The sequence below is a fragment of the Saccharopolyspora sp. NPDC050389 genome (assembly GCF_040655595.1).
In the GTDB taxonomy this organism is placed as follows: Bacteria; Actinomycetota; Actinomycetes; order Mycobacteriales; family Pseudonocardiaceae; genus Saccharopolyspora.
Genome location: NZ_JBFAKG010000090.1, coordinates 19,523 through 40,403, shown reverse-complemented (window position 1 = coordinate 40,403; position 20,881 = coordinate 19,523). Strand labels below are relative to the sequence as shown.

The 20,881-nt window shown below is 69.0% G+C and carries 20 protein-coding genes; 13 read left to right on the top strand and 7 right to left on the bottom strand.

From position 1 onward, the window contains the following. Positions 1-119: 119 nt before the first annotated feature. On the bottom strand, positions 120-779 hold the full coding sequence (locus AB0I53_RS39350) for a 4'-phosphopantetheinyl transferase (protein WP_358614140.1): 660 nt from the start codon (positions 777-779) through the stop codon (positions 120-122). Positions 780-1,385: 606 nt separating this feature from the next. Between AB0I53_RS39350 and AB0I53_RS39345 the strand changes: the two genes are divergently transcribed. The 9 genes from AB0I53_RS39345 to AB0I53_RS39305 all read left to right on the top strand — a co-directional run bounded on the left by AB0I53_RS39345 (position 1,386) and on the right by AB0I53_RS39305 (position 12,805). Next, positions 1,386-2,246, top strand: coding sequence for an ABC transporter permease (locus AB0I53_RS39345; protein ID WP_358614139.1), 861 nt, complete (start codon positions 1,386-1,388; stop codon positions 2,244-2,246). After that, positions 2,219-2,956, top strand: coding sequence for an ABC transporter ATP-binding protein (locus AB0I53_RS39340; protein ID WP_358614138.1), 738 nt, complete (start codon positions 2,219-2,221; stop codon positions 2,954-2,956). Before AB0I53_RS39345 ends, AB0I53_RS39340 begins: the two co-directional genes overlap by 28 nt. Next, positions 2,953-4,053, top strand: coding sequence for an LLM class flavin-dependent oxidoreductase (locus AB0I53_RS39335; RefSeq protein WP_358614137.1), 1,101 nt, complete (start codon positions 2,953-2,955; stop codon positions 4,051-4,053). Before AB0I53_RS39340 ends, AB0I53_RS39335 begins: the two co-directional genes overlap by 4 nt. A gap of 73 nt (positions 4,054-4,126) precedes the next feature. Next, positions 4,127-4,939 carry a class II aldolase/adducin family protein gene (locus AB0I53_RS39330; protein WP_358614136.1) on the top strand — a complete coding sequence of 271 codons (813 nt, stop codon included), beginning with the start codon at positions 4,127-4,129 and terminating at the stop codon, positions 4,937-4,939. Positions 4,940-4,955: 16 nt separating this feature from the next. Next, positions 4,956-5,921 (top strand): ABC transporter substrate-binding protein, encoded by a 966-nt coding sequence (locus AB0I53_RS39325; RefSeq protein ID WP_358614135.1) that lies wholly within the window; start codon positions 4,956-4,958, stop codon positions 5,919-5,921. 11 nt (positions 5,922-5,932) lie between these two features. Then, complete coding sequence (locus AB0I53_RS39320; RefSeq protein ID WP_358614134.1) at positions 5,933-6,964, top strand: Rrf2 family transcriptional regulator; 1,032 nt, start codon at positions 5,933-5,935, stop codon at positions 6,962-6,964. Positions 6,965-6,980: 16 nt separating this feature from the next. Then, on the top strand, positions 6,981-7,463 hold the full coding sequence (locus AB0I53_RS39315; protein WP_358614133.1) for a cupin domain-containing protein: 483 nt from the start codon (positions 6,981-6,983) through the stop codon (positions 7,461-7,463). A gap of 494 nt (positions 7,464-7,957) precedes the next feature. Further along, positions 7,958-9,343 carry an IS607 family element RNA-guided endonuclease TnpB gene (tnpB, locus tag AB0I53_RS39310; RefSeq protein WP_358614141.1) on the top strand — a complete coding sequence of 462 codons (1,386 nt, stop codon included), beginning with the start codon at positions 7,958-7,960 and terminating at the stop codon, positions 9,341-9,343. 216 nt (positions 9,344-9,559) lie between these two features. Further along, positions 9,560-12,805, top strand: coding sequence for a carboxyl transferase domain-containing protein (locus AB0I53_RS39305; protein ID WP_358614132.1), 3,246 nt, complete (start codon positions 9,560-9,562; stop codon positions 12,803-12,805). A gap of 56 nt (positions 12,806-12,861) precedes the next feature. On the opposite strand, the gene AB0I53_RS39300 is transcribed toward AB0I53_RS39305, so the two are convergent. Further along, positions 12,862-13,602, bottom strand: a complete 741-nt coding sequence (locus AB0I53_RS39300) for a DUF6196 family protein (protein ID WP_358614131.1) — start codon at positions 13,600-13,602, stop codon at positions 12,862-12,864. A 62-nt stretch (positions 13,603-13,664) separates the two neighbouring features. Between AB0I53_RS39300 and AB0I53_RS39295 the strand changes: the two genes are divergently transcribed. Beyond that, complete coding sequence (locus AB0I53_RS39295; protein WP_358614130.1) at positions 13,665-14,177, top strand: CGNR zinc finger domain-containing protein; 513 nt, start codon at positions 13,665-13,667, stop codon at positions 14,175-14,177. A 108-nt stretch (positions 14,178-14,285) separates the two neighbouring features. Next, positions 14,286-14,585 (top strand): chorismate mutase, encoded by a 300-nt coding sequence (locus AB0I53_RS39290; RefSeq protein WP_358614129.1) that lies wholly within the window; start codon positions 14,286-14,288, stop codon positions 14,583-14,585. Between the two features lie 440 nt (positions 14,586-15,025). On the opposite strand, the gene AB0I53_RS39285 is transcribed toward AB0I53_RS39290, so the two are convergent. Further along, positions 15,026-15,358: a hypothetical protein gene (locus AB0I53_RS39285; protein ID WP_358614128.1), complete on the bottom strand. Its 333-nt coding sequence runs from the start codon at positions 15,356-15,358 to the stop codon at positions 15,026-15,028. Positions 15,359-15,432: 74 nt separating this feature from the next. On the opposite strand from AB0I53_RS39285, the gene AB0I53_RS39280 reads away from it, so the two are divergent. Together AB0I53_RS39280 and AB0I53_RS39275 are read left to right on the top strand one after the other, a co-directional pair. Further along, positions 15,433-16,284 carry a helix-turn-helix transcriptional regulator gene (locus AB0I53_RS39280; RefSeq protein WP_358614127.1) on the top strand — a complete coding sequence of 284 codons (852 nt, stop codon included), beginning with the start codon at positions 15,433-15,435 and terminating at the stop codon, positions 16,282-16,284. Next, positions 16,281-16,484, top strand: coding sequence for a DUF397 domain-containing protein (locus AB0I53_RS39275; protein WP_358614126.1), 204 nt, complete (start codon positions 16,281-16,283; stop codon positions 16,482-16,484). The genes AB0I53_RS39280 and AB0I53_RS39275 overlap by 4 nt, the downstream gene beginning before the upstream one ends. Positions 16,485-16,543: 59 nt before the next feature. Here AB0I53_RS39275 and AB0I53_RS39270 read toward each other — a convergent pair whose 3' ends face one another. From AB0I53_RS39270 to AB0I53_RS39255, 4 genes are read right to left on the bottom strand one after another with little or no spacing between them, the layout of a single operon-like run. Beyond that, positions 16,544-16,759 (bottom strand): biotin/lipoyl-binding carrier protein, encoded by a 216-nt coding sequence (locus AB0I53_RS39270; protein WP_358614125.1) that lies wholly within the window; start codon positions 16,757-16,759, stop codon positions 16,544-16,546. Between the two features lie 20 nt (positions 16,760-16,779). Further along, positions 16,780-18,102, bottom strand: coding sequence for a biotin carboxylase N-terminal domain-containing protein (locus AB0I53_RS39265; protein WP_358614124.1), 1,323 nt, complete (start codon positions 18,100-18,102; stop codon positions 16,780-16,782). Next, on the bottom strand, positions 18,099-19,274 hold the full coding sequence (locus AB0I53_RS39260; protein ID WP_358614123.1) for a CoA transferase: 1,176 nt from the start codon (positions 19,272-19,274) through the stop codon (positions 18,099-18,101). Before AB0I53_RS39260 ends, AB0I53_RS39265 begins: the two co-directional genes overlap by 4 nt. 16 nt (positions 19,275-19,290) lie before the next feature. Then, entirely contained in the window at positions 19,291-20,823 is a 1,533-nt protein-coding gene (locus AB0I53_RS39255; protein WP_358614122.1) for a carboxyl transferase domain-containing protein, read from the bottom strand. Positions 20,824-20,881: the final 58 nt, after the last annotated feature.

Here is a 20,881-nt window from a genome sequence, read left to right as displayed (position 1 = left end):
GCTGCTCCACGGTCAACGAGCTGGTCCTCAACATGCGACTGCTCCCCGAAGGTCGAAGCTGAATTTCTCAGTCCAACTTCCGGGGAGCAGTTCACAACTCGCTTGGTGAGAGGCGCCCTTCACGCGTTCGACCGGGTGATGGCGATGGCGGAGACGACGAGGCCGTCGCGGACCAGCCAGCGGCCGGTGAACGTCGTCAGCGGGCGGCCCGCCAGTTCCGCGCCTTCCTTGCGGAGGTGCGCGGTGAACGTTCCGGTGCCGAACTCCAGCCGGGCGTCTTCGAACCCGAGCCAGCTGCCGGTGATCGGGTACCACGCCTTGTAGACGGTTTCCTTGCAGCTGAACAGGATCCGGTCCCAATGCGTGTCGGGCCGCGCCGCCGACAGCCGGGTCAGGTCGGCGCGTTCCGATTCCAGCGACACGACGTTCAGCACGCCGTCGGGCAGCGGGGCGTGCGGCTCGGCATCGATGCCGACGGTGTGCACCTGCTCGGCGCGCGCCGCGACGGCGGCCCGGTAGCCGGCGCAGTGCGTGATGCTGCCGATGATCCCGGTCGGCCACTGCGGCGCTCCGCGCTCGCCGCGCAGCAGGGGAGCGGGCGGCACGCCGAGCCGGCTCAGCGCCTGGTGCGCGCACCACCGCCCGGTCGTGAACTCCCGGCGGCGCTTGTCCCGTGCGCGCGCGATCAGCGCTTCCTCTTCGGGGAACAGGACCGCTTCCGGTGGATCGGCGAAGGCTTCGGCGGAGCTGACCTCGGCGGGCAGCAGTTCCTCGATCACGAACGGCCTCCAGGACGCCGCGGCGCGGCGAGCCCGCCGCCCGCTCGCATCGCGGTGACAGGTTGGCCCGACTCGCTCGAAAGTTCCGGCTGCACCGGTCCACGGTAGCGCCGGGCGAACAGCGCGGAACATTCGCTCCAGCCGCCCCGGGTTGTCGTCGCCGAGTGAAAGGCGCCGCTCGCTCTTTCAGGGCTCGCGCCGGAACGCCCTTTGCTCGGCGGCCGTCCGGGTGGAGCCGATCACAATCCCAATCTGTGGAGTTGGGTTTACACGGTCTGGGTGTCCGGTTACGGTCGTGGGCATGATCCGGACAGCGGCCCTGACGACACGAGGTTACGTGGACTTCGTGCGCGTGTCCTCCGCACTCTGTTGCCGGTAACGGTCTTCTCCGCTGCTTCACGCGCGTCATAGCGCGACCACCTACAGCTCCGCCGGAGCTCCCCCGCACAGCGTCTCCGCTGGTCAACACCCGTGCGTGTTTTTTGTCGCCATAGCAGCAAAAAGTACGCACGGCACTTGAGCAGCGGAACCGGGGCTCCGGTGATCCTCCAGCGCGGCCCATCCGTCGTGGCCGCGCTGCGCCCTCATGCCCTCCGGAGAGTGCAGATGACTGTATCCACCGAACGCGCGCCCACTGGCGCACCGACCGGCCGAGATCCGATTCCCGTCACGACCGTGCAAACCCGCGCCGCGCGGCGCGAAAACCGCGTTCCCCGTTGGCTTTTCAAGCTGATCAGCCCGATCGCGCTGGTGGCGCTCTGGCAGGCCCTCAGCAGCACCGGCGTGCTCAGCGACGACACCCTCGCTTCGCCCGCGACGGTCGCCGGGACCGCCGTGGAGCTGTGGGACGAAGGGCGACTGCAGGAGGCGATCGCCGCCTCGATGCAACGCGTCGGCGCCGGCCTGGTGATCGGCGTCGTCGTCGCGATCGTGCTGGCGACGCTCTCCGGCCTGTTCCGCCGCGGCGAGGACCTCATCGACGCGCCGATGCAGATGCTGCGAACGGTGCCGGTGATCGGCCTCATCCCGCTGCTGATCATCTGGTTCGGCATCGGCGAGCAGCCCAAGATCGTGCTGATCGCGCTGGCCGTGACCTTCCCGCTGTACATGAACATCTACGGCGGCATCCGCAACGTCGACGCGGGCCTGGTGGAGGCGGCCAAGACGCTCGGGCTCGGCTGGTTCGCCCAGGTGCGGCACATCATCCTGCCCGCCGCGATGCCCAACGCCCTGGTGGGGCTGCGGTATTCGCTGGGTTCGGCGTGGCTGGCGCTGGTCTTCGGCGAGACGATCAACGCCACCGCGGGCATCGGCTACGAGATGAACATGGCCCGCGAGTTCTTCCAGACCGACGTGATCGTGGTCTGCCTGGTGCTGTACGCACTGCTCGGCCTCGTCGCCGACTTCATCGTCCGACTGCTGGAAAGGACCGTGCTGGCATGGCGACCGGCGTTCAGCGGAGCGTAGTGAAACCCGCGTCGGTGCGCGGCCTGAGCCGCCGCTTCGGCGACCGCACCGTGCTCGACGACCTCGACCTGGAGATCGAGCCCGGCCAGTTCGTGGCGCTGCTCGGCCCGAGCGGCTGCGGCAAGAGCACGCTGCTGCGGATCCTGGCCGACCTCGACCGCGAGGTGACCGGCGAGGTTGAGGTGGCCGTGCGGCGCGCGGTGGCGTTCCAGGCGCCGCGGCTGATGCCGTGGAAACGCGTGTGGCGCAACGTGATCCTCGGCCTGCCGGGCAGCCCGGACAAGAAGCGGGCGGTGGCCGCGCTGGAGGAGGTCGGCCTCGGTCACCGCGTGGACGTGTGGCCGAAGGTGCTCTCCGGCGGCGAGGCGCAGCGGGCGTCACTGGCGCGTGCTCTGGTGCGCGAACCGGACCTGTTGCTGCTGGACGAGCCGTTCTCGGCGCTGGACGCGCTGACCCGGATCAAGGCCCAGGAGCTGGTCGGCGAGCTGTGGCAGCGGCACGGGTGCGCGATCTTGCTCGTCACGCACGACGTTGAAGAGGCGCTGCTGCTGGCCGACCGGGTGCTGGTGATGCGCGACGGCCGCATCGGCTACGACCAGGTGCTGGACCTGGACCGCCCGCGCGATGTCACCGATCCGGCCTTCCTGGCGCTGCGCGCGGAACTGCTGTCCTGGCTGGGCGTCGGGACCGGAGAGGAGAGTTCGTCATGACCGTCGAGTTCATCGGGATGATCGGGGCGCAGCACGTCTCGGAGATCCACGCCGCCGAGGGACCGGCGGTCAATCCGGCCTTCCTGCGCAAGTTCGCCCAGGCTCACGAGGCGGCCGGGTTCGACCGGGTGCTGATCGGCTACGGGTCGAGCAGCCCGGAGAACACCCAGCTCGCCGCCTACGCCGCCGCGCACACCGAGCGGCTGGGATTCCTGATCGCGCACCGCCCGGGCTTCGTGGCCCCGACGCTGGCGGCCCGCACCTTCGCCACCGCCGACCACCTCACCGGCGGCCGGATCGCGGTGCACGTCATCACCGGCGGAAACGACGCGGACCAGCGCCGCGACGGCGACTACCTGGGCAAGGACGAGCGCTACGCGCGCACCGACGAGTACCTGGAAGTCCTCCGCCGGGTGTGGGCCGCCGACGAACCGGTGAGCCACGAGGGCGCGCACTACCGCTTCGAGGACTACAACGCGGCCGTCCGCCCGGTGCGGCAGTCCGGGATTCCGCTGTACTTCGGCGGTTCCTCGGAGGCGGCCCTGCGGGTCGGCAGCAAGCACGCCGACGTCTTCGCGATGTGGGGCGAGCCGCTGGCGCAGACCGCCGAGCAGATCGCCGCGGTCCGGAAGGCCGCCGCCGAGGCAGGACGGGCGGAACCGCCGCGGATCAGCGTGTCGTTCCGGCCGATCCTGGGCGCGACCGAGGAGCAGGCGTGGGAGCGGGCGCACCGCATCCTCGACCGGATCAACTCGGCGCGCGGCGGGCTGGCGTCGTTCACCGGCCCGAAGACGCTGAATCCCGGGCAGCGGGTCGCCAACGTCGGCTCACAGCGACTCCTCGCCGCGGCCGAGGCGGGGGAGCTGCACGATCGTGCACTGTGGACACCCACGGCGGCTGCCACCAACGCGGCGGGAAACTCCACCGCGCTGGTGGGAACCCCGGAGACGGTGGCGGCGGCGCTGCTGGACTACGTCGACATCGGCGTCACGACGCTGCTGATCCGCGGCTACGACCCGTTCGACGACGCGGTCGACTACGGCCGCGAACTGATCCCGCTGGTACGCCAGGAAATCGCCCGCCGCGCCGCGGCCTGACAGGCGTGCTGAACGCCGATTTCGCGCGAAATCGTCATCGGGCAGCGCGCAGAGACACCAGGAGGAGAAGGCCATGACCACCGTAGCAGCCGGGCGATCCGAGTTCGCCCGATCGCTTTCCCCACGGCAGAACAGCTTCCCGGCCCGCCCGGTCTTCGACGACGTCGAGGACGAACGCCGGTTCCGCAAGCAGCGGCTCGCCGCGGCGCTGCGGATCTTCGGCAAGCTCGGCTACAACGAGGGCGCCGCCGGGCACATCACGGTCCGTGACCCGGAGCTGCCGGACCACTTCTGGGTCAACCCGCTCGGCCGGGCCTTCAGCCGAATCAAGGCCTCCGAGCTGCTGCTGGTCAACCACGACGGCGAGATCGTGCACGGCGACCACCCGGTCAACCAGGCCGCGTTCGCCATCCACTCGCAGATCCACCAGGCCCGCCCGGACGTCGACGCGGCCGCGCACAGCCACTCCATCTGGGGCAAGGCGCTGGCCGCGCTGGGCACCGAACTGCTGCCCATCTCGCAGGACAGCGCCCAGTTCTATGAGGACAACGTGATCGTCCCGGACTTCTCCGGGCTCGTGCTGGACCTGGAGGAGGGCCGCCGGATCGCCTCGACGCTCGGGCACCGCAGGCTGGCGATCCTGGCCAACCACGGGCTGTTGACCGTCGGCCGCAGCCTGGAGGAGGCGGTGTCGCTCTACGTGGCCGCCGAGCGGAACTCGAAGGTGCAGGTCGTCGCCCAGGCGGCCGGGCAGCTGCAGCTCATCCCGCACGAGATCGCGCAGCACACGAGGCAGCAGTACCAGCAGCACCGCGACCCGGGCTGGGTGACCTTCGCCCCGCTCTTCGAGGAGATCGTGCATGAGCAGCCGGATCTGCTTGACTGAGACTGGAGACAACACAGTGCGTACGACCAGAATCCTGGTGGCGGCGCTGGCCGCGGTGCTTCTCGCCGTGGCCGGCTGCTCCGGGGGCGACTCGCCGAAGTCGCTGTCCGACGTGACCCTGGTGCTCGGCGACCAGGCCGGCGGGCTGCGGGCCAGGGTGGAAGCGTCCGGGGCGTTCAAGGACGCCCCGTACAAGATCCGCTGGGCCAATTTTCAAGGCGCGGCACCGCTTTTCGAAGCCATGCGTTCCGGCGACGTGGACACCGCGACCGCCGCGGACGCGCCCACCGTGCAGGCCATCGCCGGTGGTGTGCCGGCGCGGCCGGCCGTGGCGACCGCGGCGTCCCCGTCATCGACGGCGATCATCGTGCCGCCGGGATCGCCGATCCGCAGCGTGGCCGACCTGCGCGGCAAGCACCTCGTGGTGTCCACCGCGCCGGGCAGCGTCTCGCATTACACCGCGCTCGGTGCGCTGGAGGAGGCTGGGCTGACGCAGCAGGACGTGCAGATCACCTTCAGCCTGCCGACCGACGCGCAGGCCGGTTTCAGCGCCGGGCACATCGACGCCTGGGCGACCTTCGACCCGTACCTGTCGATCGCGGAGAACGCCGGGGCCCGGGTGATCCGCGACGGCGAAGGCATCAACGGCCGCAACGGCATCCTGTCGGTGTCCACCGCGTCCGCTGCCGACCCGCTCAAGCGCGAGGCGCTGGCCGACGCGATGCGGCGGTTCGAGGCGGCGTGGCGGTGGAGCGACCAGAACCCCGAGGAGTACCAGCGCGTCTACGAGAAGCTGACGTCGCTGGAGCCGCCGGTGGCGCGGAAGATCCTGACCCGGACCAAGCAGGAGGTACGGCCGTTGACCGATGATGTGGTCGCCGACCTGCAAGCCGTGGCGGATCGGTACCTCCAGGCGGGAGTGCTGCGCGAGCCGGTGGACGTGGCGAAGGCCTGCGAGCGGGACCTGTACCCCGGCAAGTGAACGGAGCTGAGATGACCCGGACTTGGGCCCCGGAAGGGCCTTGCCGCGGCACCGTGGTGGTGCTGCCGGGCCGAGGTGAGAACCCGGCCGTCTACCAGCGCTTCGGCCGCAGGTTGTCCGCAGACGGCTACGTCGTGGTGGTGCCGGAACCGGACACCGATCCGGAGACGTGGTTCCGGCCAGGCGCGGCGCGATTCCTGGCCGGCACCGATGTCGGGGCGCTGCGCGCCTGGGCGCTCGCGCTGGAGATCGAGGTGGACGGCCTGATCCTGGCGGGCATTCCGCTCGCGCAGGGGCAGGAGCCAGGTGACCGGGATGAGGAGATCGGGGTGCGCACGTCGTGCCCGGTGCATCGCGAGCTCCTGGAGAACGATCCGGAATTCCAGTGGGGCCGGCTGACCGATGACGTTCCGGAGCCGCCGAAGCAGCTGCCCAACGTGCCGACCCTGCTGCTGCACGGCGACGCGGACACGCTCGCGCCGGTCGCTCCGGTGACCTCGCTGGCGGCCAAGCACCCGCAGAGCTCGGTGGCGGTGTTCAAGGACGGCGTGCACGACATCCTCAACGACAAGTTCCACCGGAGCGTGGCCGCGCGCATCGTGCTGTTCTGCGAGGAGATCGCCAAAGGCGCGGTGCTGCTGCCCGAGACGCCGGCCGCGCCGCGGGCCCGCCGATCGGCTCCGGTGCACATCTCGGCGCGCACCGACTACTCGGTGCGGGCGCTGCGCGACCTGGCCGGCAGCGGCGCCGAGCCGGTCAAGTGCGAGGTCATCGCCCGGCGGCAGGGCATCCCGCTGAACTCGCTGGTCAACCTGATGATCGAGCTGCGGCGGGCCGGGCTGGTCACCAGCCAGCGCGGCTGCGACGGCGGCTACTCGCTGGCGCGGCGTGCCGGAGAAATCACGATCGGCGAGGTTGTGCGGGCGGTGGAGGGTGGGGTTACCTCGGTGCACAACGATTCACCCGGCGCCGAGGTGTGGCGCGAACTCGGCCGGCAGGTCGGCGAGTTCCTCGACGGGGTGCCGCTGGTCGGCGATCGGTGAACAAGGAAGGAATCTGATGACCCAGCACGACGCGTTCCACCCCGATCTCTCGACCTCGGTGTCCGAGGAGCAGCGCCGCTCGCTGCGCACCCGGCTGCACCACGTCCGGGCCGCCGACCTGGACAACAAGACGGCGCAGACGACGGGCATGCGGCGGCTCGCGGCGATCAGCGGCGAGCTGGTCGGCTCGGAGCGGATCTGGATGGGCGAGACGCACGTCGGCCCGTCGACGGCCTCGGACAACCACCACCACGGCGAGTCGGAGACGGCGATCTACGTGGTCAGCGGCCACCCGGAGTTCGTCTTCCACGACGGTGCCGAGGAGGTGCGGATCAAGACGGAGCCGGGCGACTACATCTTCGTGCCGCCGTTCGTCCCGCACCGCGAGGAGAACCCGGACCCGAACGACCCGGCGGAGGTGGTGATCGCCCGCAGCACGCAGGAGGCGATCGTGGTCAACCTCCCCGAGCTCTACCACCTGGAGCAGGAGGAGAGTTGAGGCACGCGGGTGCTCGGGGCCTGCTGCTCGGTCCCGAGCACCCCGGCGAGCCACTTCATCGACACTCGGCGCTGGACCGATGCGGACCGCGGCGCTGTCCGATCTGCCGCTCGCGCCCACGCTCTTCCAAGAAGAGATCGTCGGACCGAGTGATGTACGCGTCACCGTCGTCGGCGAGGAAGCCTTCTCGGCCCGAATCGACACGGCCGAGGGGCAAGCGGGGTCTGGACTCCAGGCTCGATCTGGATGCTCCGTGCTACTTGCACAGCCTGCTGACGGGAATGCGCGAACAGTCGCTCGAAATGATGTGCGCGCTCGGGATTTGCTACGGCACCCGTAGACCTGAAGATCACGGAACAGGGCGAGTAGGTCTTCTTCGAGGTGAACCCGCAGGGGTTGTGGACTGTTCGGTGGAATGTGTCACGGAGCGGGGAAATGTGGTGGTTTGGTAGATCGCGGGGTTTGTCGGTGCCCGCCGGTACTGTTCGGCGGTGATGAGCACGGTGTTGCAGGCGTACCGATTTGCGCTGGACCCGAACCCTGTGCAGGAGGCCGGGTTGCGGTCGCATTGTGGTGCGCAGCGGTTCGCGTTCAATTGGGGGCTGGGGCGCATCAAAGCCAACCGTGATCAGCGGAAAGCTGAAGCATCGTACGGCCTGGACGGGGATGAGTTGACGCCGGCTGTGAGCTGGTCGGCCTACAGCTTGCGCAAGGACTGGAACCAGGTCAAGGACACGGTTGCGCCGTGGTGGCAGGACAATTCGAAGGAGACGTACTCGTCTGGCTTGGCCAACCTGGCGGCCGCGCTGAAGAACTGGGACGACTCGAACAAGGGCAAGCGCAAGGGCCGCAGGCTCGGGTTCCCGAGGTTCAAGGGTAGGCGGGCCGGGTTGTCGTGCCGGTTCACCACCGGCAGCTTCGGGCTGGTCGACCGCGACCGGCGGCATGTGAAGCTGCCCCGGATCGGGGTGGTGCGCACCCACGAGTCCACTCGGAAACTCGCTCGTCATGTGGAGCGCGGGAGTGCGCGGATCCGGTCGGCGACGGTGTCGTATCGGGCGGGGCGCTGGTTCGTATCGTTCTCGGTGGAGATCATCCGTAACGACCCGGTCGCTACTCGGCCCGGTGCGACGGTGGGTGTGGATCTCGGGATCACCTCCCTCGCCGTGCTGTCCACCGGCGAGGTGATCGCCAACCCCAAACACCTCGAAGCGGCCCTGTGCGAGTTACAGCGGTTGCAACGTCAGGCTTCCCGACGTCAGGGTCCGGACCGGCGTACCGGAGGGAAGCCGTCGAATCGTTGGCGCAAGACTCAGGCACGTATCGCTAGGCTTCACGTCAAGGTGGCTAACGCGCGTCGCGACGGGCTGCACAAGCTGTCCACCTGGCTGGTGCGGACCTTCGGTGTGCTCGTTTTGGAAGATCTCAATGTTTCGGGCATGACCCGCAACCGCCGCTTGGCGCGGCAGGTTGGGGGTGTCGGCATGGCGGAGCTTCGACGTCAGGTCGAGTACAAAGCCTCCTGGGCCGGGGTGTGCGTGCACGTCGCGGACCGGTGGTATCCCAGCTCTAAAACGTGTTCGGATTGTGGTGTGGTGAAAGCCAAGCTGCTCCTGTCCGACCGTGTTTTCACCTGCTCCGCCTGCGGGATGAGCATGGATCGTGACCTCAACGCGGCCCACAACCTCGCCAACCTGGTTGAGGCCACGACGTCCTCCTCGAGTTGCGGGGCGACGGAAAACGAGCCCGATGGAAACCCGCACAAGCCCCGCACTCCGCGGGCAGCGGGTATCGCCACGGGAAGACCCGCACCCAACAACGCGGGCCAACGTCGACACCGCAAGGCGTCGGCTCACGAGGCATTTTCACACGCTTCGTGAACGGCCAGTTCCTCTACATCGAAATCTTGACCGGCATGGAGATCAGTTCCGCGATGGCGGGACTGCTCGCCGGTGACCAGTGCTCCGGCTGCACCTGACGTCGAGGCCCAGTGTTGACACCTGCCTGGTTCTTTACGAGGCTAACCATCGAGGACCGACTGGTCGGTATGCGCCTGTGCGGCCCGGCAGGCGCAGTGCGGCGCGGAGGAGGCGTGGATGGGCATCGGCGAGCCGTTCGGAACGTTGCTGGTCGCGAACCGGGGCGAGATCGCGTTGCGGGTCTTCCGCGCCGCGGCGGTGCTGGGCATCGGCACGGTCGGCGTGCACGCGGCGGATGACGCCGACTCGCTTCACGTGGCCCGCTGCGACGAAGCCGTGCCGCTGCCCGAGAACGGCGCCGCCGCATACCTCGACGTCGCCGCGATCATCGAGGCGGCGCGCAAGACCGGCGCCGAGGCGATCCACCCAGGATACGGATTCCTCTCGGAGAATCCCGCCCTGGCCAAGGCCTGCGTCGACGCGGGCATCGCGTTCGTCGGCCCGGACCCGAGCGCGCTGGAACTCTTCGGCGACAAGGCGAAAGCCCGCGCGCTCGCCACCGAACTGGAGATCCCGACGCTGCCCGGCACGGCGGCGGCGACGCTCCCCGACATGGAACGCTTCCTGGACACTCTTGAGCCGGACTTCTCCCACGGGCGCAGCGCGGCGGTGATCAAGGCGGTCGCCGGTGGCGGCGGCCGGGGCATGCGCGTAGTGCGCGGCCGGGACGAGCTCGCCGAGACGTTCCGGACCTGCGAGGCCGAGGCGATCGCCGCGTTCGGCTCCGGCGAGCTCTACATCGAACGGCTGCTCACCGACGCCCGGCACATCGAGGTCCAGGTGATCGGCGACGGTCAGGAGGTCACGCACCTCTGGGACCGCGATTGCAGCGTGCAGCGGCGGCACCAGAAGCTGATCGAGGTCGCGCCCGCCCAAGGGCTCGACCGGCAGCTGCGGCAGAACGTGCTGCAGGCCGCGAACCGGCTGGTCGGCGCAGCGGCGTACCGGGGCGTGGCGACCGTGGAATTCCTGGTCAGCGGCCAGGAATTCTTCTTCCTGGAGGTCAACCCGCGGCTTCAGGTGGAGCACACCGTCACCGAGGAGGTGCTCGGCCTGGACCTGGTGCGCAGCCAGCTGGAGATCGCCGCCGGCGCGAGCCTCGCCGACCTCGGTCTAGGCCAGGATCGAGTGCCGTGCCCGCGCGGCAGCGCGATCCAGATCCGGATCAACGCCGAGACGATGACCGCCGACGGGCAGGTCCTGCCGCAGTCGGGAGTGCTCGATCGGTTCGAGATGCCCGCGGGGCGCGGCATCCGCGTCGACACGGCCGGCTATCCGGGATACCGCACCAATCCGGGGTTCGACTCCCTGCTGGCCAAGATCGTGGTGCACGACGCGGCGGGCTTCACGGCGGCTCGCAGGCTGGCGGTCCAGGCGCTCGACGAACTGCAGATCACCGGTGTGGCCACGAACATCCCGCTGCAGCGGACGATCCTGCTCGCCGACGAATTCGCCGCCGGGCGATGCCCGACATCCTATGTGGACAGCCATCGCGCCGAGTTGCTGGATGCCGCGCCGGTCGTGGCGCCGGACGCGCCCCTCGGCGCCACCGTCGCGCCGATGAGCGGCTCGGTCGTCGCGGTGGAGGTGTCGCTCGGCGACGTGGTCGCGCGCGGGCAGGTCGTGATGGTGCTGGAAGCGATGAAGATGCAGCACGTCATCCGCGCGGAAAGCGGCGGCGAGGTGACGCAGGTCCGCTTCCGGGAAGGCGACGTGGTCGACGCCGGGGAACCGGTGGTGATCGTCTCCGGGAACGACGAGCTCGGCGTCGCCGATCTCGCGGACGAGCGCATCGACCCCGACCACATCCGGCCCGACCTGGCCCGCGTGCTGGAACGCAAGAGCCTGTGGGCCGACGAGAGCCGGCCCGAAGCGGTGCGCAAACGCCACTCGCGCGGCATGCGCACCGCGCGCGAGAACGTGGCCGACCTGGTGGACGAGGGCACGTTCACCGAGTACGGCGGCTTCGCCATCGCCGCGCAGCGCAAGCGCCGCGAGCTCGACGACCTGCTGCACAACACGCCCGCCGACGGCATGATCACCGGCGTCGGCCAGGTCAACGGCGCGCAGTTCGGGCCGGAGCGCAGCACGTGCGCGGTGCTCGCCTATGACTACACCGTGCTGGCGGGTACGCAGGGCTACTTCAACCACCGCAAGACCGACCGGATCCTGGAGATCGCGCGGCAGCGGCAGTACCCGGTGGTGCTGTTCGCCGAAGGCGGCGGCGGCCGGCCCGGCGATGTCGACATCCCCAAGGGCGGCGGCCTGATCACGCCGTCGTTCCTGGCGCTGGGCGAGCTCAGCGGACGGGTTCCGACGGTCGGCATCGCGGCGGGCCGCTGCTACGCGGGCAACGCCGCGCTGCTGGGCACCTGCGACGTGGTGATCGCCACCCGCGACTCCAACATCGGCATGGGCGGCCCGGCGATGATCGAGGGCGGCGGCCTCGGCGTGTTCGCGCCTGAGGAGATCGGGCCGATCGACGTGCAGACGGCCAACGGCGTGGTCGATGTGGCGGTCGACGACGAGGCGGAGGCGGTCGCGGTGGCCAAGCGCTACCTGTCCTACTTCCAGGGCGATGTCGCCGACTACACCGAGCCGGACCAGCGCACACTCCGCCACGTGGTGCCGGAGAACCGAAAGCGCGCCTACGACGTGCACGCCGCGATCGACATCCTCTGCGACGAGGGCTCGGTGCTGGAGCTGCGGCCGGAGTTCGGTCGCTGCACGATCACCGCGCTGGTGCGCATCGCGGGCCGGCCGATGGGGCTGATCGCGAACAATCCGATGGTGCTCGGCGGCGCGATCGACGCGGACGGCGCCGACAAGCTGGCGCGAATGCTGCAGCTGTGCGAGGTGTTCGGGCTGCCGGTGGTTTCGCTTTGCGACACACCGGGATTCATGGTCGGCCCGGAGTCGGAGAAGACGGCGACGGTGCGGCATTTCGGCCGGATGTTCGTGCAAGGCGCGCGGCTGACGGTGCCGATGGCGACGGTCGTGCTGCGCAAGAGCTACGGCCTCGGCGCGATGGCGATGGCAGGCGGCACGATGACGAAGCCGGCGCTGACGGTGGCGTGGCCGAGCGGCGAGGTCGGCGGCATGGGCCTGGAAGGCGCGGTGCGCCTGGGCTTTCGCCGAGAGCTCGAAGCCATCGCGGACCCGGAGCGGCGCCAGCGGCGCTACGAGGAACTGGTGGCCCAGATGTACGAGACGGGCAGCGCGATCAACACGGCGATGCACCTGGAGATCGACGACGTGATCGACCCGGCGGACACCCGCTCCCTGTTGTTGCGCGCCCTGCCCCCGGTCACCCGCGCGGGCTGGACCAACCCCGACGCCCGCGCAGTCGTCGATGCCTGGTGAGCCGTGGTCCTGAGGATTGTGGCTGTCCAGCGACCGTGACCACTCGCGACGCCTGCCTACTCTTCGAGGTGGTTCGTGCCGCCGCCGTCGCGTGATGACCAGGTGAAGTGTTCGGTGAGCCGCCATCGCCCGTCGGGAAGGCGGCTGACTTCGCCGACCGAACGGCCGCTGTCGACGACGCCGTCGACTTGGACCTGCACGTAGTCGAAGCGGACCTGCGAGGCGTCGAGCGTGCCGACGAGCCAGCCCTCCGCGATGCGGCCACCGCCGTAGCGGGCGGAGATCGTGGTGCCGTCCTGGGTGAAGCAGAAGACCGTCTCCGGTCCAATGCCCGAGTCTCCGGCGGTTTGCGTCGCGCGCATGACCACGCCGTCGAAGGCATCGGTCCGGGTGAGGCGGTCGAGAAGCTCCCTCGCCTCGTCACCGATGGCCTCGGGGACGCCGTAGTAGTCGAAAACGCCGCCGCGTTCCCGGTTGTGGCCGCAGATCACGAAAAGTCCGCTGCCGGTGGCCGCCTTGATGCGGGAGGACAGCCAGCCCACGAATCCGCTGTCGTCCGAATCCGGCGGAAGCACGACGCGGAACACGGCGAATCGTTCGTCGGCGTCGACTGCCGGGCAAAGGGCGCTCAGCTGGCCCTCGTCGCGGATGTCCGCGATCGAGTCGGCACGATGGACCGCGTCTGCTCCTTCGACGAAGGACCACAGCCCTGCCAGCCATTCGATCGAGCACTCGCGGTACACGCCGCGCAGTCGTGCTTCGATTTGAGCGCTCGTCTCGCGGGAGATCGTCACCATGGCGATAGCCTTGCACGCTGCGGATTAATGAGTCAACACATTAGTTTGCTAGGATCGTCGCGATGAATGATCCACTGGCCATAGCGTTCGCGAACACCCGATCCTCGGTGGCGCGGGACCGCATCGCGACCGTCGATCAGTTCCGGGAATGGGCCCGGTCATGGTCGTCCTTCGCTGGATTCCTGCCTGGAATCCGGCCAAGTGCCCTGCCGGAGATCCAGGTGCACCGCGATGCGACCCAGCATGTGCTGCATCGACTCGCCGACGGCAAGTCGCCGTCCGAGGAAGAACTGGACCGAGCGACGCGGTGTGGCCTGGCGGAGGCGGCGTTCCGGCTCCGGCCGGCTCGAGGGAGGATCGCGATCGATGGCGACGCGCCAGGCGGCGTCGCCCACCTGCTCGGTCGGGCTGTCGTCGACTTCCTGCTCAGCCCGCAAGCCGCCGAAGTGCGCCGCTGCCAGGGCGTCGACTGCCGCAAGGTCTTCATCTCGCACAGGGCGGACCGTCGCTGGTGCGACAGCCGGATCTGCGGAAACCGTGCCCGCGTCGCGGCCCACGCACGCCGCAGGAGTTGAATCCCATAGCTTCCGGACCGGTGATCGCCAGCTCAGCCTGGAGTGATCAGGTTTACCGCAACTAGGTAGATTCGCATGGATCGTTCCGACGGCAGAAGGGGGTTCTCCGTGCCAGACCCGGCCTCGCTCGCAGACGTTCGCGCCTTCGTCGATGAACTCGATGGGCAGCTGATCGATCTGCTCGCCCGCCGCCAGCAGTTGGTTCGGGCGGCCGCCCGGTTCAAGACCGACGAGCAGTCCGTGCGCGCACCGGACCGAGTGGAGCAGGTCGTAGCGGCTGCGCGAGAGCGCGCTGCTGGATGCGGCCTGTCCCCCGAGGTCGCGGAGGCGGTCTGGCGAGCGATGATCGGTGCCTTCGTCGAGTACGAGCTAGCCACGCACCGCGAATCCCACGACCAAATTTCCTGAGCCCGCCCCAAGTCCGGGCAAACGCAGGCGCCTGGCGAGCGCGGTCGTGAGTACTGGTTCCGGTAAGAACCGGAAAAGGCGGCTATAGAGCCTGTTTTGGATGTGGTGACGTGCGGATGTGGTAGCGCGGGGTTTTGTCTTTGAAGCGGCGTAGCCGCTTAGCCCACCTATGCGACTTGCACCGCCGCGGGTTCTCAGGTGTCTTTTCGCGAGGACAGCGCCGACGTGGTGAATTGGCATTCATGATGTCGGGGATCCCACAGCGAGAAGGCGACGGTAATTCCCGCAGGGGGGCCGCCACCTGCACCGCCAAGCAGATCGAGTTTGGAAACAGCCTCTATAGCAACCCAAAGTACTCACGGCCATTCACCTGCCCGAACATCCGCCCGATGGATGCGATCGCGCCTGGAGCATGGCTGCTTCGCACTCATGGCCGTTGGTTACTGCTCTCCTCGAACCCTGAGTTCGCGGAGTTCGTGCAGGGCTTCGGTTGCCTTGGCGACCAGTTTGGCGAGGCCCGCTTCGGTGGCGAGTAGATCGAAGCCGGACTGTCCGCCGATCTCGAACTCGACTTCGTCGCGGCAGATCGTGTAATCGAGCAGTCGTCCACGCTGACCCAGGTGCCGACCTTGGTTCCACCCATGTTCCGCTCCTTCGCTCCGCGGGGCACTGCGAGCCCCGCGACCTGGACTTGTATCGTCGAAGCCTGCTTTGACCGGCTGCTTCGATCTGACTCTTGAAATCAAACAGTTCGGAATCAAATCAAGCAACATGGCACGTCGGCTCGTTCGGGTGATCTCGCGGGCAAGTGCCATTGATGTCCCGTGTCGCGTTCAGGAGGAACAACGTGATCAGGTCGTCCCCGGCGGTCGTGCGGTACTACCTAGCGCTGCGGCTGTCCCAACTGCGTGCTGAGTCGGGATTGACCAAGCAGCAGGCTGGAAAGCAGATCGGGCGCACCGGCCAAACGATCGCCAACCTCGAAAAGGGTCTCCACGCGCCGACCCAGAGCGATCTGGAGAAACTGCTGGAGCACTACGGCGCTGCGGAACAGATCCCGGAACTGAAGGAGCTGCTGCCGGTTGCACGCAAGCGCACCCCGAAGCGCACCGCGCTGATCCCCGAGGACTACGACCTGCGGCTCAATCTTGAAGTCGACATGGCTCGACTCGACATTGTGGAAATCTCGCTGGTGCCAGGTCTGCTGCAGACACCGGACTACGCGGCGGCAGTGTTCCGCGCCGACCCGAACCACTCAGATGACGAGATCCAGCAGCTCGTCGAAGCCCGGATGGAGCGCAAGCAGATCTTCATGCGGGCGGAACGGCCGGTCGAGCTGCACGTCGTCCTCGATGAAAGCGTGTTGTACCGGATGCGCGGCGGGAATGGTGCGATGCGTGACCAGCTCGACTATCTCTTGGAGGCTGCACGGACTTGCACTGTCGATCTGCAGATCCTGCCACTCGATGCAGGGGCATTCGTCGGGCAGGGCACATCGTGGACGCTCATGACGTTCCCGGAATCATTGCAGGAGCATCCTGGCTTGGTGTACCTGGATCTGTTGGAGGAGTCCCGGTACGTGGATGATGTGACTCTGGTCGACCTGTACCGCCGAACCTGGAGGCACGTGCTCGGCGCAGCGGCATCGGTTGACCGCTCGTTGCAGCTGATCCGCAAGGCAAGGGAAGATATACGGTGAACACCGCAGAGCTCTTAACCGGATGGCGGAAGTCCAGTCGTAGCAACGAAAGACGCGACTGCGTCGAGGTCGGTTTCGCGCCCGGGCTCGTCGGGGTCCGGGATACCAAGGATCGCGATGGCGGTACATTGGCCTTCACCCGAGCTGCGTGGCGAAACTTCAGCGCCAAGCTCCGCTCCGGCGCACTCGACAAGCGTTGACGTCCGGGTGAGGGGCACCCGTGTCCCAGTATGTTGGGCACGGGTGCCCCTCACCTCGGTTACTCCGCGGAGACGACGGCGATGAGGTCGCCTTCGTTGACGGTGTCGCCTTCCGCGACGGCCAGGCGGGTGATGACTCCGCCGGTTTCGGCGACCACCGGGATCTCCATCTTCATCGACTCGAGGATCGCCAGCTCCTCGTCGGCCTGCACCGTTGTGCCCTCGGTGACCAGCACCTTCCAGACGTTGGCGACCATTTCGGCCTTGATCTCCATCTGCTTCCCTTCCGCGACGCTCAGCGAGCGGCGATGATCCGGCCTACCACGCCCGTGTCGTAGTCCCCGGAGGCGAACTCCGGAAAATCAAGGACTTCGGCGAGGAACGGCAAGTTGCACTTCGGGCCTTGCACGGTGAACTCCTTGACCGCGAGCCGGGCGCGGGCCAGCGCGTCGGCCCGATCCCGGCCGCGCACCACGATCTTGGCCAGCAGTGGGTCGAAGTGCGGGCTCACCTCGGTGCCCGCCCCGTAACCCGCGTCCACCCGCACTCCCGCCGGCTCGACCCACTCGGTGATCCGCCCCGGCCGGGGCAGGAACCGGGCTGGATCTTCGGCGTAGAGCCGCAGTTCGATCGCGTGCCCGTCCGGCGCCGGGAACTCCGCCGGAACGTCCGCCCCCGACGCGATCCGCAGCTGGAGCTCCACCAGGTCGATGCCGTGGACCTCCTCGGTGATCGGGTGCTCGACCTGCAACCGGGTGTTGACCTCCAGGAAGTGGAACTCCCGGGTGTCCGGGTCGAGCAGGAACTCCACGGTGCCCGCGTTGCGGTACCCGACGCTCTCGGCCGCGCGAACCGCCGCCGCGCACAGCCGGGCGCGCAACGCGTCGTCCACGGCGGGGGAGGGGCATTCCTCGACGACCTTCTGGTGCCGGCGCTGCACCGAGCAGTCCCGCTCCCCGAATGCCCGCGCCGAACCGTCGGGCATGCCCACGACCTGCACCTCCACGTGCCGGGCACGAGGCACGTAGCGCTCCAGCAGAATCCGCGCGTCGCCGAACGCGCTGCCGCCGCGCGACAAGGCGGTCCGCACCGCGCGTTCCAACGATTCCGCGTCGTCCGCGACACCCATGCCGATGCCGCCGCCGCCCGAAACGGCCTTGACCATCAATGGAAATCCCAGCTCCGATGCCGCCGATGCGGACTCCGGCACCGACGTGAGCCCGGAGCTGCCGGGTAGCACTGGAACCCCGGCCGCGGCCATGTGCGCCCGGGCCGCAGCCTTGTCGGCGAGCAGTTCCATCGCTTCCGGTGACGGCCCCACCCAGGTCAGGCCCGCTTCCGCGCAGCGCCGGGCGAACTCCGGGTTCTCGGACAGGAAACCGTAGCCCGGATGCACCGCCGACGCGCCGGTCAGGCGGGCGGCCGAGAGCATCGCGTCCGCCGAGAGGAAGTCGCGCGGGGAATCGAGCGCGACCGCCACGTCCGCTTCCGCGACGTAGGGCAGCCCCGTGTCCACTTCGGAATGAACGGCGATGGTTCGCACCCCGAGCCGACGGGCGGTCCGGATGATCCGCCGCGCGATCTCGCCCCGGTTGGCCACCAGCAGGCTGGGGATCACGGCGTCCTCCCGGTGACGTTGTCCCGCCGCAGCGAATCGATCCGCTCCGCCGAATAGCCGAGCTGCGTCAGCACCTCGTCGGTGTGCTCACCCAGTTGCGGCGGACGTTCGGGGGCGCGGGCCGGGGTGTCGGCCAGCCGCAGCGCCGGGCCGGGCAACGTCGCGTGCACCCCGTCCCGCAGCGGCACCTGCACCGCGATTCCCCGATCCCGGACCTGCGGATCCGTCACCAGGTCCCGGACCGACTGCACCGGGCCGCAAACCACCCCGTCGGCCTGCATCGCCGCCACCACCTCGGTCTTGGTGCGGGCCTTCGTCCACTCGACGACCTCGGCGTCGATCCGCTCGCGCTCCCGCACCCGCCAGCCCCGCTCGGCCTGCTCCTGCTCCGCCCATTCCGGATGGTCGAGCAGGGCGCTGAAGCTCTGCCACATCTTCGGGGTGATCGGCGCGATGTACACCCACCCGTCGGCGGCCGGATACAGCCCGGAGTAGTTCGTCGGCAGCGCCGAGCCCCACCGGGTCGGCTCGCCGACACCGGCCGCCGCGACCGAAACGTGGTGCGCCAGCAGCGGGAACATCGAGTCGAGCATGCCCACGTCGACCAGCTGCCCCTGGCCGGTGCGCTGCCGGGCGAGCAGGCCGAGCATGGCCGCCATCGCCGCCTGCATGCCGGTGACGTTGTCGGCGACGAACGGTCCGGCGATGGTCGGCGCGCCGTCGGGCTCACCGGTCATGTCGGCCAGGCCGCTCATCGCCTGGATGATCCCGTCGTAGGCGACCCAGGACGAATACGGCCCGGTGCGGCCGAATCCGGTGACGTGCACCATCACGGTCCGCGGATTGATCCGGTGCACCTCGTCGAAGCCGAAACCGAGCCGGTCCGGCACGCCGTTGGCGTAGTTGGTCACCAGCACGTCGGCCCAGCCGATCAGCTCGTGCAGGACCTCCTTGCCCGGCTCGCTGCGCAGGTCGAGGGCGACGCTGCGCTTGTTGCGGTTGTTGGCGGCGAAGTAGAAGCTGTCGCCGTCGTGGATCGGCGCGGCCCGGCGGCCCATCTCGCCGTCCGGCGGCTCGACCTTGATCACCTCGGCGCCGTGGTCAGCGAGGATCTGGCAGCACTGCGGTCCGGCGATGTAGTGCGCGATCTCCAGCACGCGCACCCCGCTCATGGCGCTGATCATCACGTCACCCCCTGAAGTGCCAGGTCGAGCGGCCCGCGGCGCGCAGTGGCGCGGCGAGTTCGGCGAACTCGCACAGCAGCGGTCTGGTGTCGCGGGGATCGATGATCTCCTCGATGTTGAACGCCTCCGCTGTGCGGAACGGGGAGCGGATCGCGTTCATCTTGTCGGTGATCTCGTCCAGCAGGGCCTGCCGGTCCTCGGCCGCGTCCAGGTCGGCCCGGTAGGCGGCCTCGACGCCACCCTCGATGGGCAGGGAGCCCCAGTCCGCCGACGGCCACGCGTAGCGGTAGTGCACCCGCGCGGCGTTGGTGTGCGCGGCCCCGGCGACGCCGAAGACCTTGCGCAGGATCACCGACGCCCACGGCACCTTCGCCTGGTAGACGGCGTTGAGCGCGCGAACGCCGTAGCGCATGGTTCCCGCCTTCTCGGCCTCCACGCCGATGACGAAGCCGGGCTGGTCCACCAGGTGCACCACCGGCAGGTGGAAGGTCTCGGCGAGGTCGACCAGCCACTCGATCTTGCGGCTGGCGTCGGCGGTCATGCCGCCGCCGTAGACCATCGGGTCGCTGGCCAGCACCGCCACCGGCCAGCCGTTCACCCGCGCCAGGCCGCCGACCGTCGAACGGCCGAAACCCTTGCCCAGCTCAAGGAACGAGCCCTGGTCCACCACGGCCTGGATGATCGGGCGGATGCGGTAGGGGCGGCGCCGGTCGCGGGGGATCGCCCCGATCAGCCAGTCCTCGCGGCGCTCGGTGTCGTCGGTGCACTCCGCGCGTGGCGGCAGCTGGTGCACCGACGGCGGCAGGTAGGACAGGAAGCGGCGAGTGCGGTCGAAGGCCTCTTTCTCGGAGTCGACCACGTCGAACACCACGCCGTTGCGGCCGTGGATGTCGCTGCCGCCCAGCTCCTCCTTGGTGACGGTCTGGCCCAGCCGCGCCACCAGCGGCGGCCCGGCGGCGAAGACCTGCGAGATGCCGCGCACCATCACCGAGTAGTGGCTGGCGGCCACCCGCGCGGCGCCGAGCCCGGCCACCGAACCCAGGGCCAGCGCCACCACCGGGATGGTGCCCAGGTTCGCCGCGACCCACTCCCAGCCCGGATTGGCCGGGACGTAGGTGCGGCCGATGGTCTCCAGCGAGCGGATCGAACCGCCGCCGCCGGTGCCGTCGACCAGCCGCACCAGCGGGATCTGCAGCTCGTTGGCCAGCTGCTCGGCCATGATCTGCTTCTCCCGGATCGAGGCGTCCGACGCGCCGCCGCGCACCGTGAAGTCGTCGCCGCCGACCACGACCGGCCTGGCGTCGAGCTGTCCGCGGCCGAACACGAAGTTCGCGGGCTGGAACGCGCCGTCCGGCTGGAACTTCCCGGCGATGGCGCCGGTCTCGTGGAAGCTGCCGGGATCCAGCAGCTCATCGATGCGTTCCCGGACGGTCAGCTTGCCGTGGTCGTGCTGCCGCTTGACCTTCTCCGGCCCGCCCATGCGCTGCGCGAGCTCCTCGCGCCGCCGCAGTTCGTCGATTTCCGGTTGCCAGGACAATGTCCCTCCAAAGTGGTCAATCGGTTGAGGTGCGGTCGTGGGTGGTGCCGTGCGTGTT

Coding starts and splice junctions, on each gene's coding strand:
- AB0I53_RS39315 (WP_358614133.1), top strand. CDS start 6,981: ATGACCCAGCACGACGCGTTCCACCCCGATCTCTCGACCTCGGTGTCC.
- AB0I53_RS39300 (WP_358614131.1), bottom strand. CDS start 13,602: ATGGTGACGATCTCCCGCGAGACGAGCGCTCAAATCGAAGCACGACTG.
- AB0I53_RS39305 (WP_358614132.1), top strand. CDS start 9,560: ATGGGCATCGGCGAGCCGTTCGGAACGTTGCTGGTCGCGAACCGGGGC.
- AB0I53_RS39340 (WP_358614138.1), top strand. CDS start 2,219: ATGGCGACCGGCGTTCAGCGGAGCGTAGTGAAACCCGCGTCGGTGCGC.
- AB0I53_RS39320 (WP_358614134.1), top strand. CDS start 5,933: ATGACCCGGACTTGGGCCCCGGAAGGGCCTTGCCGCGGCACCGTGGTG.
- AB0I53_RS39270 (WP_358614125.1), bottom strand. CDS start 16,759: ATGGAGATCAAGGCCGAAATGGTCGCCAACGTCTGGAAGGTGCTGGTC.
- AB0I53_RS39260 (WP_358614123.1), bottom strand. CDS start 19,274: ATGAGCGGGGTGCGCGTGCTGGAGATCGCGCACTACATCGCCGGACCG.
- AB0I53_RS39345 (WP_358614139.1), top strand. CDS start 1,386: ATGACTGTATCCACCGAACGCGCGCCCACTGGCGCACCGACCGGCCGA.
- AB0I53_RS39285 (WP_358614128.1), bottom strand. CDS start 15,358: ATGTTGCTTGATTTGATTCCGAACTGTTTGATTTCAAGAGTCAGATCG.
- tnpB (WP_358614141.1), top strand. CDS start 7,958: ATGAGCACGGTGTTGCAGGCGTACCGATTTGCGCTGGACCCGAACCCT.
- AB0I53_RS39330 (WP_358614136.1), top strand. CDS start 4,127: ATGACCACCGTAGCAGCCGGGCGATCCGAGTTCGCCCGATCGCTTTCC.
- AB0I53_RS39335 (WP_358614137.1), top strand. CDS start 2,953: ATGACCGTCGAGTTCATCGGGATGATCGGGGCGCAGCACGTCTCGGAG.
- AB0I53_RS39295 (WP_358614130.1), top strand. CDS start 13,665: ATGAATGATCCACTGGCCATAGCGTTCGCGAACACCCGATCCTCGGTG.